Source organism: Bradyrhizobium sp. B120 (assembly GCF_049075665.1).
In the GTDB taxonomy this organism is placed as follows: Bacteria; Pseudomonadota; Alphaproteobacteria; order Rhizobiales; family Xanthobacteraceae; genus Bradyrhizobium.
Genome location: NZ_CP185242.1, coordinates 7,311,376 through 7,324,094 on the forward strand (window position 1 = coordinate 7,311,376; position 12,719 = coordinate 7,324,094).

Annotated in this window: 10 protein-coding genes; 3 read left to right on the plus strand and 7 right to left on the minus strand. The window is 65.9% G+C overall.

Annotated features, from left to right (window positions below; genetic code table 11):
- Window positions 1–199: 199 nt before the first annotated feature.
- The 3 genes from ACOIX3_RS33995 to ACOIX3_RS34005 form a co-directional block, all read right to left on the minus strand.
- Window positions 200–1,087: a 4-(cytidine 5'-diphospho)-2-C-methyl-D-erythritol kinase gene (locus ACOIX3_RS33995; RefSeq protein ID WP_420966415.1), complete on the minus strand. Its 888-nt coding sequence runs from the start codon at window positions 1,085–1,087 to the stop codon at window positions 200–202.
- Between the two features lie 261 nt (window positions 1,088–1,348).
- Window positions 1,349–3,136, minus strand: a complete 1,788-nt coding sequence (locus ACOIX3_RS34000; protein ID WP_420966416.1) for a tetratricopeptide repeat protein — start codon at window positions 3,134–3,136, stop codon at window positions 1,349–1,351.
- Between the two features lie 436 nt (window positions 3,137–3,572).
- Window positions 3,573–5,231 carry an electron transfer flavoprotein-ubiquinone oxidoreductase gene (locus ACOIX3_RS34005; protein WP_420966417.1) on the minus strand — a complete coding sequence of 553 codons (1,659 nt, stop codon included), beginning with the start codon at window positions 5,229–5,231 and terminating at the stop codon, window positions 3,573–3,575.
- Window positions 5,232–5,421: 190 nt separating this feature from the next.
- Here ACOIX3_RS34005 and ACOIX3_RS34010 point away from each other — a divergent pair, with 190 nt between their 5' ends.
- Window positions 5,422–6,243: a uracil-DNA glycosylase gene (locus ACOIX3_RS34010; protein WP_420971854.1), complete on the plus strand. Its 822-nt coding sequence runs from the start codon at window positions 5,422–5,424 to the stop codon at window positions 6,241–6,243.
- A gap of 110 nt (window positions 6,244–6,353) precedes the next feature.
- Here the strand turns inward: ACOIX3_RS34010 and ACOIX3_RS34015 are convergent, their stop codons facing one another.
- The 4 genes from ACOIX3_RS34015 to ACOIX3_RS34030 form a co-directional block, all read right to left on the minus strand.
- Window positions 6,354–7,859 (minus strand): glycosyltransferase family 39 protein, encoded by a 1,506-nt coding sequence (locus ACOIX3_RS34015; RefSeq protein ID WP_420966418.1) that lies wholly within the window; start codon window positions 7,857–7,859, stop codon window positions 6,354–6,356.
- 355 nt (window positions 7,860–8,214) lie between these two features.
- Window positions 8,215–8,991, minus strand: a complete 777-nt coding sequence (locus ACOIX3_RS34020) for a ribonuclease HII (RefSeq protein ID WP_420966419.1) — start codon at window positions 8,989–8,991, stop codon at window positions 8,215–8,217.
- 78 nt (window positions 8,992–9,069) lie between these two features.
- Window positions 9,070–9,516 carry a VOC family protein gene (locus ACOIX3_RS34025; protein ID WP_420966420.1) on the minus strand — a complete coding sequence of 149 codons (447 nt, stop codon included), beginning with the start codon at window positions 9,514–9,516 and terminating at the stop codon, window positions 9,070–9,072.
- Window positions 9,517–9,623: 107 nt separating this feature from the next.
- Window positions 9,624–10,802, minus strand: coding sequence for a PA0069 family radical SAM protein (locus ACOIX3_RS34030; RefSeq protein ID WP_420966421.1), 1,179 nt, complete (start codon window positions 10,800–10,802; stop codon window positions 9,624–9,626).
- Window positions 10,803–10,966: 164 nt separating this feature from the next.
- Between ACOIX3_RS34030 and ACOIX3_RS34035 the strand changes: the two genes are divergently transcribed.
- Complete coding sequence (locus ACOIX3_RS34035) at window positions 10,967–11,536, plus strand: glycosyl transferase (RefSeq protein ID WP_420966423.1); 570 nt, start codon at window positions 10,967–10,969, stop codon at window positions 11,534–11,536.
- Between the two features lie 93 nt (window positions 11,537–11,629).
- A complete protein-coding gene (locus ACOIX3_RS34040; protein WP_420966425.1) occupies window positions 11,630–12,571 on the plus strand; it encodes a bifunctional helix-turn-helix transcriptional regulator/GNAT family N-acetyltransferase in 942 nt (313 codons plus the stop codon).
- Window positions 12,572–12,719 lie beyond the last annotated feature (148 nt).

The following is a 12,719-nucleotide window of genomic DNA, read 5'->3' on the forward strand; positions in this document are numbered from 1 at the left end:
ATGAGGATTGACAGGTTTTGCCGAGTTGCCCGTCAGGTTGTTTTGTCGCACCCTTCCCCGTCATTCCCCGGTGCGCAATTGCGCACCTGAGGGCGCGCCTTTTGGCGCGAGCCCGGAATCCATCAGGCCACACAAGATGTGGATCAATGGATTCCGGGCTCGTGCTTCGCACGCCCCGGAATGACGGCGGAGAGAAACGCTAGCTCAGCGCACCCGCATGCATCCACCAGCCGGGATGCGCGGTGCGGAGCTTTTCGCCGGCGGCCTGGGCGTCGGTGTCGGTTCCGAACACGGCAAAGCAGGTCGCGCCGGAGCCCGACATGCGCACCAGGCGAACGCCTTTGGTGTCACGCAGCGCGGACAAGACGTCGCTGATGACGGGCTCGATGCGCGCGGCGGGGGCTTCGAGATCGTTGGTGCCGCGCGAAAGCGCCGCGATCCAGTCGTCGACCGCGTGGCCGGCGTCCGGCCAGGACGATCCCTGCATCACGACATCGGTGGCGCCGATCAAAAGCTCGCCATGGCGCAGCCCGAGCGCATTGAAGACATCCTTGGTCGCAACCGGCACGCGCGGATTGACCAGCACGCACGGCATTTTCGGCAGGTCGAGCGGCAGCAGGCCCTCGCCGACGCCCGTCATGTCGCAGGCGCGCGAGGCGACGCAGACCGGCACGTCGGCGCCGGTCTGCAGCGCGACCTCCATGATCCTGCTATCGTCGAGCGAGAGCTCGTTGAGCCGCGCCAAAAGCCGCAGCGCGGCCGCGGCATCCGCCGAGCCGCCGCCGATGCCGGCCGCAACGGGCAGCACCTTCTCCAGCGTGAAGTGGCCAACCTCGAGATCCGCGACGCGCTCGCCGAGCAGCCGCGCGGCCTTGAGCACCAGATTGTCTGAGGTATCGCCGCAGGCATCGGCGAGCGGCCCCAGCATCGAGAGCGACAGCTCGGGCCCCGGCTCGAGCGTGAGACGATCGGCGCAATCGGCAAACGCGACGACGCTCTCCAGGTCGTGAAACCCATCGACGCGCCGTCCGACAACCTTCAGCGTCAGGTTGACCTTGGCACGCCCTTCTTCAATCAGCGCCGGCACGGCGATAAACCCCTAAAAACAAACATGTGTTGCGATTAGCGTAAATCGCCTCACGATCCTATCCCTTTGTTTGCACGGAAATTCCGCCTCCGCTCGTCATGCCCGGGCTTGACCCGGGCATCCATCAGCCGAAAATTCATCTCACGACGGGGATGGATGGCCGGGTCAAGCCCGGCCATGACGATGTGGAAACGTCGATGCCCGGGACAAGCCCAGGCATCACGTCTCAATTGGCAATGCACGCTGGCGGCTATACCGGGCTCAACCGCCCTTGCCGTCGTCGTCCTTCTTCTTGTCGGCGGAGGCGGCGTTCGAGGTGTCGTCCGGCAGGCCGTTGTCGATCTTGGCCTGGATCTTCGGCAGCTCTTCCGGCTCGGGCTTGAGGTCGCGGGCATGCGCCCACTGGAACTTGGCTTCCAGCGTGCGGCCGACGCGCCAGTAGGCGTCGCCGAGATGGTCGTTGATGGTCGGATCTTCCGGCTTCAGATCGATCGCGCGCTCGAGGTTCTTCACCGCCTCGTCGTAATTGCCGATCCGGTAATAGGCCCAGCCGAGGGAATCGACGATGTAGCCGTCGTCAGGACGCTGATCGACGGCACGCTTGATCATCTTCATGCCTTCGTCGAGGTTGATGCCCTGGTCGATCCAGGAATAGCCGAGATAGTTCAGCACATGCGGCTGCTCGGGCTGCAGCTCGAGCGCCTTGCGCATGTCGGCCTCGGCCTTGTTCCACTGCTTGGAGCGCTCCTCGCAGATGCCGCGGTAGTAATAGGTGACCCAGGCGTTCTTGTCGCCGCCGGCGGCCGGCAGCGCGTCGATCGCCTGCGAATAGGTGGTGGCGCAGTCGGCGAACTTCTTGCGGCCGCGCTCGATATTGCCGAGCGCGAGGATCGCCTCGATGTCCTTCGGCTGATCCGTGGTGACTTCCTTGAGGATCTTGATCGCCTCGTCGCTGCGGTCGGCGGCGTCGAGATTGGTCGCGAGCTGGATCTGCGCGTTGCGCTTCAGCGGCGAGGACGCCGGCATCCGCTCATAGACCTTGATCGCCATCTGCGGCTTCTTCACCGATTCATAGAGATCGGCGAGCGACAGCAGCGCCAGCGGATGGTTGGGCTGCAGATAGAGCGCGAGTTGCAGATAGACCAGCGCGAGATCCTCGCCGCCGCGGCGGGTCAGCGTCGCGCCGATGCCGTACAGCGCCTCGGCGGCGCCGGCCTGCGGTGAATCGATCAGCGGCGGCAGCTTCTTGCCGGCCTTGGTTTCCTTGATGCCTTCCAGCACCAGCGGATGACGCGGCAGCTTCTTGTCGAACGCCTCGTACATCGCGGTGGCGGCAGCGGCATCCTTGTTGCGCGAGGTCCAGCGCGCATATTCGTCGACCGTGCGCAGCATCGAATCGTCGAGCTTGTAGACCTTCTCGAAGCGGGCGCCGGCATCCTTCTCCTTGCCGGACAGCTCGTAGATCATGCCGGCGTGCAGATCCTTGAAGATCGGATACCACTCGGGGCCGGTCAGCTTGTCGATCGAGGCGACTGCGCCCTTGCTGTCGCCGGCGCCATAGGCCGCCCAGGCCGACAGCAGCGTCGCCACCAGGTCGGTGATCGGACCGCGGACCGACTGGTTGATGTTGGACTGCGCGGCGGCGTATTTCTTCAGCTTGAGGTCGCGCACACCGACCACGAGGCGGGCGACGCGGTTGGCCTTGTCCTGGGTCAGGATGCGGTCGGCGAGCTTCACCGCCTCGTCGATGTCGCCGTCGGCGAGCGAGGAGATGAAGGCGCGGTCGAGCAGCTCGGAATTCTTCGGATCGGTGCGCAGCGCCGAGCGGTAGAACGCCGCAGCCGAGGCCGCATCGCGCTCGACACTGGCGTGGCGGGCGGCCAGATAGCTGCCGGCGGTGGTCAGCGACTTCAGGTCGGTCTTGCTTGGGAATTGCGCAGCATTGTCGGTCGGATGGTCGGGTGTCTGCGCCGCAAGCTGCGCAGGCACGGCAAGCGCCGCGGCAGCAAGAACGGCAATCGTCAGGCGGTTGAAACGGGTGGACAGCATCACGGTCGCCTTGCTCCAGGGGTTTAAGGCCACGAAGGATTTACGGCCAAGATCTTCGCGACAAGATCCTGCGATCAGTCTCAAAATGCGAACCCAAGCGGCGGCATCCCGGCGAGCGACAATGCCGCTTTTGGCGTTTATCCGCAAGGATCGCCCAGAGGTAACCCATGCCGAATCGATTGGCAGATTAGGCCGTTAGGCCTGCCGATCCAGCCAGCCCACCGCAAGACCCTCCCACTATGGCGGTATCGTGACCGGCCCCGGCATATTCGCGCGCGGAAGCAAAAAGCGCCGGATACTGGCGCCGCGCCCCCCTGTTCCACCTCACCATTGTATCCGGCGGTGCAATCCGGCCGCTCCAGACGAGGAGAGGACGAGCGAACGCTGCGACCGGCCTCACGCAAATGTGGTCGGCCGCGTCAGCTTCACCTTGGCCTTACATCGCCTCGTAGTTCGGTCCGCCGCCGCCCTCCGGAGGAACCCAGGTGATGTTGCCGTTGGGGTCCTTCACATCGCAGGTTTTGCAGTGGACGCAGTTCTGGGCGTTGATCTGGAAGCGCGGGGTGGCGCCCTCCTCGACCCATTCATAGACACCGGCCGGGCAATAGCGGTTGGAGGGACCGGCGAACACGTCATGCTCCGACGTCTTCTGCAGGTTCATGTCGGCGACCTTGAGATGGACCGGCTGGTCCTCCTCATGGTTGGTGTTGGACAGGAACACCGACGACAGCTTGTCGAACGAGATCTTGCCGTCCGGCTTCGGATAGGCGATCGGCTGGTGCTGCTTCGACGGATCGAGCGTCTTGCGGTCGGGCTTGGCGTGCGACTGGGTGCCGAACAGCGAGAAGCCGAGCGTGTTACACCACATGTCGAAGCCGGAGAGCGCCATTCCGAGCAGGTTGCCGAACTTCGACAGCAACGGCTTGGCGTTGCGGACCTTGAACAGGTCCTTGCCGATCGCGGACGAGCGCCAGGCATTCTCGTACTCGACGAGCTCGTCATTGGCGCGACCGGCGCCGAGCGCGGCCGCGACATGCTCCGCGGCAAGCATGCCGGAGCCCATCGCATTGTGGACGCCCTTGATGCGCGGCACGTTGACGAAGCCGGCCGCGCAGCCGATCAGCGCGCCGCCCGGGAAGGAGAGCCGCGGCACCGACTGGTAGCCGCCTTCGGTGATGGCGCGCGCACCATAGGCGAGCCGCTTGCCGCCCTCGAACAGCTCGCGGATATCGGGATGCGTCTTCATGCGCTGGAATTCGTCGAACGGCGACAGATAGGGGTCGTTGTAGTTCAGATGCACGACGAAGCCGACCGCGACGCGGTTGTCGTCGTAGTGATAGAGGAACGAGCCGCCGCCGGTCTTGTCGTTCAGCGGCCATCCCAGCGTATGCTGAACCCGTCCCTTGCGGTGCTTGGCCGGATCGATCTGCCAGACCTCCTTCAGCCCGATGCCGAACTTCGGCGGCTCGGAGTTGGCGTCGAGCTTGAACTTCGCGATCAGCTGCTTCGACAGCGAGCCGCGCGCGCCTTCGGCGAACAGCGTGTACTTGCCGAGCAGCTCCATGCCGCGGGTATAGGAATCCTTGTGGCTGCCGTCCTTGGCGATGCCCATGTCGCCGGTCGCGATGCCGCGCACCGCGCCCTTGTCGTCATAGAGCACCTCAGTGGCGGCAAAGCCCGGATAGATCTCGACGCCGAGCGCTTCCGCCTTCGGCGCCAGCCAGCGGCAGACATTGCCGAGCGAGCCGATGTAGTTGTGATGATTGTGCATCAACGGCGGCATGATGAAGTTCGGAATGCGGAACCAGCCTTGCGACGTGGTCCAGTAGAAGCGGTCTTCCTTGACCTGCGTCTTCAGCGGACAGTCCGCGTCCTCGCGCCAGTCCGGAACGAGCTTGTCGAGCCCGACCGGATCGATCACCGCACCCGACAGGATGTGCGCGCCGACCTCGGAGCCCTTCTCCACCACGACGATCGAGAGCTCGGGATTGAGCTGCTTCAGCCGGATCGCGGCCGACAGGCCCGACGGGCCGGCGCCGACGATGACGACATCGAATTCCATAGACTCGCGCGGGGGAAGGTCTTCAGCACTCATGATCTTGATCTCAGCCCATTGAGAACGCTTCTAAGCTTTTCAAAAGTCGTTGTTTCCGATTTTTGGCGGAAGGACAACCATGGAATTGCGCTCCCATGGCTTTGCACGGCCCGGATACCTCAAGAGAATAATCTTTTCCGAAATCGAGCCTCCACTTTTCTCCGCCATGCTCTAGATTGCGCCGATGGCCCTGATGCCCGAGCCCACCCCTACACTGCAGCAATTGCTCGCCTTTTACCTCGAGGCCGGGGTTGATTGCGCGCTCGGCGACGAGCCGATCAACCGGCTGGAAGAGCCCGAGCCAGTTCCCGCCCCCGCCGCGCCGCGTCCGGCTGCACTCAATCCGCTGCGCCCGCCACCGATGCCGGCCGTTCCGCGCAGCGAAATCACCATCGCGCCGGACGCCGCGATCGCGTCCGCGCGCGAGGCCGCGCGAACCGCGCCGACGCTGGAGGCGCTGCGTGGACTGATGGAGACATTCGACGGTTGCGCGCTGAAGCACACCGCGACCCGGCTGGTGTTCGCCGATGGCAATCCACAGGCGCGCGTGATGTTCGTCGGCGAGGCGCCGGGCCGCGACGAGGACATCGAGGGACTGCCGTTCGTCGGCCGCTCCGGCAAGCTGCTCGACCGCATGATCGCGGCGATCGGGCTCGATCGCAGCAAGGCCTATATCGCCAACGTCATTCCGTGGCGGCCGCCGGGCAACCGCACGCCGACGCCGCAGGAGACGCAGGTGTGCCTGCCCTTCATCCAGCGCCATATCGAGCTGGTGAATCCCGACGTGCTGGTGACGCTCGGCAATCCCTCGACGCAGGCGCTGCTCGGCACGCGCGAGGGCATCATGCGCACGCGCGGCAAATGGATCGACTACGACACCGGCACGCGCTCGATCCGCGCCGTCGCCACCTTCCATCCGGCCTATCTGTTGCGCTCGCCGTCCTACAAGAGACTGTCGTGGCAGGATTTGCGCGCGATCGCGAAGGTGCTGCAAGCCGCAACGGCTTTGTAGCTTCGTAGCCCGGATGGAGCGCAGCGCAATCCGGGACTGACCGTGCAAGTTGAGGAAGCGGCCCCGGATTTCGCTACGCTTCATCCGGGCTACGGCTCCGGATGAAATCCCTACCCCTTCGGCCGCACGATCGCCCAGCCGATTCGCAGCACCGGCTGCCTTCCATTGACCAGCCGGTCGAACGAGCGCGGCACTTCTGGCACCAGGCCCGGGAAGCGCTGCGCGAGCTCGGGCGGCGGCGTGCCGGCGGTGTCCTGCGCGCGCCAGACCACGACGCCGCCGGTCTCGTTGAACTTTGCGACCGACAGCCACGGCGTCCGCTGCGGCGCGGCGTCGAGCAAAAGATGCGGACGGCGCCCGTTCATCGCAATCAGGCTGGCGAGCTCGGGATCGCCGGCCACCGCGCGCAGGCGCTGGTTGGTGCGGCGTTCATAGCTGTCGTCGAAGAAGCGTCCCATCGCGGCTGCCGGCAGCGAGGTCGGCACCTCGGTGGTGCTGGTCCAGGGCAGGAACAGCGCCGCCGCCAGCGCGACCGCGGCGGGCGCAGCGACAGCGAAGGCCCACACCGAGCGCAACAGCCGCTGCCGCCTGAGATGGATCAGATCGCCGGTCGCGACCACGACCGCGAGCCCCGACATCAAGAGCGCCACGCCGGCGCCGCCGAAGGCGCGATCCAGATCGAACAGCCCGGCGACGAAGCTGCTCACGATCGCCGGCGCGAACGCGAAGAAATAAACGAAGTGCTGCGCCAGCGGACTGACCGGCGGGCGGTAGATGATCGGGGAATCCTCACGGTCGCGGGCGAACCAGCGCGAATTGAGGATCGCCAGCAGCACGATCGCACCCGTCGCCACGATCAGCCCGCCGAGCACGACGCCCCAGCGCAGCGCGCGCGTCTTGAGATCGGCAGCCGCGGGCAAGGCCGGCAGCGCCAGGACGTCGGCGCGGACCAGCCAGACCAGGTAGGGCAGCGCCAGCACGATGATGACCAGCAGCGCATAGAGCGGATCGACCGCGCGCAGAGTGCGGCGCCCGCGCTCGGTTGCGAGCGCAAAGCCGACCACGAGCAGGATCATGCCGAGCGCCGCCGGTGTCGTCAGCAGCAAGAGGCCGCAGTCGATCGACCAGGCGAACCAGGCGGCGCGCCGGTCCTGCCCGATCAATTGCCAGGAATGCAGCAGCAACAGCGCCCACAGCGGACGCGCCAGGATCAGCGGCCCGAGCTCGACGCTTGGCGAGGAGAACACCACGACCGTCATCGACAGCAGCACCGCCAGCACGCCCTGCGGACCGCCGACGATGGCGCGCGCCAATTGGTAGAAAGCGATGAAGGTGGCGATCTCGCAGACCTGCGCCAGCAGGTAGACGCCGAACACGTGATTGCCGGCGGCGCGGAAGGCGATGTCGGCGAGCCAGAACGACAGCGGCGGCCCCATGTCGGTGCCGACCTGATACTCACGGCCAAACGCGAGGACGGTGGCGAGATTGCCGGGTGGGCTGCCGTAGAAGATCAGCGGCAGGAACAGCCAGATCGCGGCCTGCACCAGCACCACGACCCATACCACGAGGCGCGGCCGGGCGCGGATCAGTTCGACAACCAGGGAGGTAAACCGCATGAAACGCCTGAAATGCCCCAGCCACCCGTCAGCGGCGCCATCTGATCCCTGAGGAGTTGATAACGGGCGGCGGCGGGAGAGGCAACCGGGGCCGATGAGTCTACCGTGCAAAGCCAAACACAGGTGTCATGCCCCGCCACCGGGTCGCGCGAACGCGCGCCCGATGACAGGCTCCGGCGGGGCATCCAGTACGCCGCGGCTTCTAGATCGAAAACGACTGTCGCTGGAATACTGGATCGCCCGGTCCCGTCTCCGCCGAGGCTTCGACGAGGCTGTGATCGTAGGCGCGCCGAAGCTTTAGCGGAGGCGGCGAGCCGGGCGATGACAGGGTTGGGTGAGTGGAGACGCGGTCGCGCTATGCCGCCGCCGATGCTGCGGCTTCGGTTTCCGCGTCCATCGTGAACAGATCGGGCTCGGCCGCGACCGGGAAATGCTTCAGCCGCGCGGCGACGACCGGCGCGAAGAAGCTGCGATGATGGGTGCTGGGGCCGAGCCGGTCCAGCGCCTCGAGGTGCTCGGGGACGCCATAGCCCTTGTGCTGCTCAAAGCCGTAGCCGGGGCAATCCAGCGCCAGCGCGCACATCAGGCGGTCGCGCGTCACCTTGGCGATGATCGAGGCCGCCGCGATCGAGGCCACGATGCCGTCGCCGCCGATCACCGCGTCGCAGTCGCAGGGCGTGGCGAGCTTGTCGCGGCCGTCGACGAAGACGTGCTTCGGCATTTCCGGCAGCGCATGGACGGCGCGCGCCAGCGCCCACAGCGAGGCGCGCAGAATATTGTCGCGGTCGATTCGCGCAGGCGAAGCCACCGCGACCGAGAACGCTGCGGTTGCGCAGATTTCCTCGAACAGTTCCTCGCGGCGCTCGGCGGTCAGCCGCTTGGAATCATCGAGACCCTTGGGAATGCGATTAGGATCCAGCACCACGGCGGCGGCGACCACGGGCCCGGCCAGCGGACCGCGCCCGGCCTCGTCGCACCCGGCAACCGGCCAGACGCCGCGCTTGATCAGTGCGCGCTCGCGCCGGAAGCTCGGCCGCGTCACGGCGATCACGCGCTTCTCCGGCTTGGCCGATTTGGCCAGCGCCTTCTTCGACGCACTCTTCGACGCGCTTTTGGACTTGTCCCGAATCATGCGGGGATGGTGGTCAAGCAAGGCCCGCGGTGCAACCGGGAACCCGGCGCCCTTCCCCGTTATTCAATTCGGCTCGCTCTAATCCGGGATGGACACCCGCCCGCTCTCAAGAACCTCGAAGCCCGGCGCGCGCACCACTTCCCAGGCGTGGCCGTCAGGATCGCCGAAATAGCCGCAATAACCGCCATAGCTCGTCGGCTGCGCGGCCTTGAGCAGTTTGGCGCCTTTCGACAGCGCGAACGCCATCACACGATCGACCTCGGAATCGTCGTTGCAGTTCCAGGCGATCGACACACCGTGGAATGCGGCCGGCCGCGGCTGATCGGGCAATCCGGCGTCGTCAGCGAGCAGATGCCACGGGAACAGCCCGAGCACGCTGCCGCCGGTGTCGAAGAAGGCAACCTCCTCGCCGGTCGCGCGCATCTTTCTGGCAAAGCCGAGCGATTCGTAGAAGGCGATGCTGGCGCGCATGTCGCTGACGCCGAGCGTGAGGACGGTGAAGCGGGCAGTCGGGGCGTTACTCATGTTTACCTTTCTCGTCATTGCGAGCGAAGCGAAGCAATCCATCGTACCGCATATACCGAAGCGTGGATTGCTTCGTCGCTTCGCCCCTCTCAATGACGGCTGTGGCGTCAGAACAAGCTCAACTGCTGCCCGCTGCGCTTCGGCTTGGCGAAGTGATCGGTGGTCAGCTTGGTGCGGCGCTTGTTGAGGCCGAGCTTTTCGCAGGCGATCTCGAAGCGGCGGCCGATCATCCAGGCCATCGGGCCGGTGCCCTTCATCCGTGTGCCCCATTGCGAATCGTAGTCGCGGCCGCCGCGCATGTCGCGGATCAGCGTGAACACATGACGGTAGCGGTCGGGATAGTTCGCCATCAGCCATTCGCGGAACAGGTCGCGCACCTCGAGCGGCAGCCGCAGCAGCACGTAGCTCGCCTCCCTGGCGCCGGCATGCACGGCGGCATCGAGGATGCGCTCGATCTCGGAATCGTTCAGTGCCGGGATCACGGGCGCGACCATCACCGTGGTCGGGATGCCGGCATCAGCCAGCCGCTTGATCGCCTCGAGCCGCTTCGACGGGGTCGAGGCGCGCGGCTCCATCGTGCGGGCGAGTTTCGGGTCCAGCGTCGTCACCGAGAGCGCGACCTTGGCGAGATTGCGCTTGGCCATCCGCGCCAGGATATCGATGTCGCGGGTCACCAGCGCCGACTTGGTGACGATGCCGACCGGATGGCCGGCGCGCTCCAGCACCTCGAGAATACCGCGCATGATTTTCCGTTCGCGCTCGATCGGCTGATAGGGATCGGTGTTGGTGCCGATCGCGATCATCCGCGCCTCGTAGTCGGGCGCTGCCAGCTCCTTTTCCAGCAGCGCGGGCGCGTCCGGCTTGGCGAACAGTTTCGATTCGAAGTCGAGCCCGGGCGACAGGCCGAGATAGGCGTGGGTCGGCCGCGCGAAGCAATAGACGCAGCCGTGCTCGCAGCCGCGATAGGGATTGATCGAGCGGTCGAAGCCGATATCGGGCGAGTCGTTGCGGGTGATCACCTTGCGCGAGGTGTCGAGCGCCACGCTGGTCGAAAACGGCGGCAGGTCGTCGAGGCTCTGCCAGCCGTCGTCGAAGGCAACCCGCGCCTCGGCCTCGTAGCGGCCGCTGGCATTGGACTGCGCGCCGCGGCCGCGCCGCCGCTCGCGCTCGATCGCGACCGCAAGCTCGGGAAAAGGGGCAGGAACAGGTGAAGGTGCACCCGCCGGGTTATCGGAGGGCGCCGTTACCGGCGGGTGCTTGAGGGCATGAGAGGATGCTCGGCTCATGTTTTGAAGCTAACACAGCCCGAGAACAAATCAAGAACAAGAGCTGAGAAAATCCACAAAGTGATGGCGTAAAAATCTGCAGGCGAAAAGGCTGCTTTGAATATGACAAGGTGATAACACGGCCGGAGTTTCTCCATTGTTTGAGCCAGCGAAGCCTCAAAATCATGCTGAGCGTGATCATCCCCACCGACGGAGTCGAGCGGACCGCCGTCGCAACGCTGGCGGCGCTGGTGCCGGGCGCGGCTGCCGGCGTCATCCGCGAGGTGCTGCTGGTCGACCGCACCAACAGCGACGTGATGGAGCGCGTTGCCGACATCGCCGGCTGTCACTTCCTGCGTTTCGAGGGCACGCGCGCCGCGGCACTCGCGGCAGGCGCCAGGCAGGCGCGTTCGCCCTGGCTGATGTTCCTGCATCCGGGCGCGGTGCTCGATGCCGGCTGGATCGAGGAGACCACCCAGTTCATCCAGATGGTGGCGGCAAGCGGCAAGGACCGCGCCGGCATCTTCCGCTACGCCCGCGCGCCCTATAGCGACCCCGGCCTGCGCGACGGCCTCAAATTCGTCGCCCGGATGATCACCGGCCCCTCGGCCGAACAGGGCCTTCTGATCGCGCGCGAGCATTACGAGCGGATCGGCGGCTACCGGCCGGACGCCCGCCGCTCCGAGGCGCGCCTGCTGCGCCGGCTCGGCCGCTCCTCCCGCACCATGCTGCGCAGCCGGATCATGGTGGCGTAAGGCGTAGTCAAGCGAAGCAGACACCGGTTCGCGCGAAGCAAACGCGTGGGAAAGGGCTTGCGAATTATTTGATTCCGTCAAATAATATGTTTGATGAAATCAAATTCCCATGACACCGCCCTCGAGAGCCAGGTCGCCGCGGTCCGCGGCTTCAGCCGGTTCTATACCCGCAAGCTCGGCATCATCGAGCCGAAGCTGCTGCATTCCCCGTTCACCCTGCAGGAAGCGCGGATCATCTACGAGCTCGCGCATCGCACGGATTGCACCGCGACCGATCTGGTGCGCGATCTCGACCTCGATGCCGGCTTCGTCAGCCGCACGCTGGCAGCACTGCAGCGCCGCCAGATCGTGACCCGCAAGCCGTCAAAGGCCGACAAACGCGTCAACGAGGTGGCCCTCACCGCCAAGGGCCGCACCGCTGCCGCCGATCTCGACCGCCGCTCGCGCAGCGAGGTCGGCGCGCTGCTGAAGCAGATGGACGGCGACCGCCGTGCAGCCGTGGTGCGCGCGATGGGCACGATCGAGCAGTCGCTGGAGCCGCCGGCCGAGAAGCCGACAGCCTTCCTGCTGCGCAGCCACCGCGTCGGCGACATCGGCTGGGTGATCTCGCAGCAGGGGCGCGCGTACGCGGAGGAATACGGCTGGGACATCAGCTACGAGGCATTGGTCGCCGAGATCTGTGCGCAGTTTCTGCGATCGTTCGATCCGGCCTGCGAGCATTGCTGGATCGCGGAGGCCGACGGCGAGCCGGTCGGCTCGGTCTTCCTGGTCAACGGCGGCAACGGGGTCGCCAAGCTGCGGCTGCTGGCGGTGGAGGAGAAGGCGCGCGGGCTCGGCGTCGGCCGCGCCTTGGTCGACCAGTGCGTCCGCTCCGCGCGCGAGATGGGCTACAGGAAGATGACGCTGTGGACCCAGAGCATCCTGCTCGCCGCGCGCGGCATCTATGCGCGTGCCGGCTTTCAGCGGGTCAAGGACGAGAAGCACCACAGTTTTGGCGTCGACCTGGTCGGGGAAACTTGGGAGCTGGAGCTTTAGGCGTCACCCCCTCACCGTCATTCCCCGATGCGCAATTGCGCATCTGAGGGCGCGCGAAACGCGAACCCGGAATCCATTGGGCCGCACGTCATGTGGTCCAATGGATTCCGGGCTCATCGCTGCGCGATGCCCCGGAATGACGAGGGAG

Excerpts from the sequence above, each read along its gene's own strand:
- ACOIX3_RS34005 (WP_420966417.1), bottom strand. The coding sequence starts at position 5,231 with ATGAGTGCTGAAGACCTTCCCCCGCGCGAGTCTATGGAATTCGATGTC.
- ACOIX3_RS34000 (WP_420966416.1), bottom strand. The coding sequence starts at position 3,136 with ATGCTGTCCACCCGTTTCAACCGCCTGACGATTGCCGTTCTTGCTGCC.
- ACOIX3_RS34040 (WP_420966425.1), top strand. The coding sequence starts at position 11,630 with ATGAAATCAAATTCCCATGACACCGCCCTCGAGAGCCAGGTCGCCGCG.
- ACOIX3_RS34025 (WP_420966420.1), bottom strand. The coding sequence starts at position 9,516 with ATGAGTAACGCCCCGACTGCCCGCTTCACCGTCCTCACGCTCGGCGTC.
- ACOIX3_RS34015 (WP_420966418.1), bottom strand. The coding sequence starts at position 7,859 with ATGCGGTTTACCTCCCTGGTTGTCGAACTGATCCGCGCCCGGCCGCGC.
- ACOIX3_RS34020 (WP_420966419.1), bottom strand. The coding sequence starts at position 8,991 with ATGATTCGGGACAAGTCCAAAAGCGCGTCGAAGAGTGCGTCGAAGAAG.
- ACOIX3_RS34030 (WP_420966421.1), bottom strand. The coding sequence starts at position 10,802 with ATGAGCCGAGCATCCTCTCATGCCCTCAAGCACCCGCCGGTAACGGCG.
- ACOIX3_RS34035 (WP_420966423.1), top strand. The coding sequence starts at position 10,967 with ATGCTGAGCGTGATCATCCCCACCGACGGAGTCGAGCGGACCGCCGTC.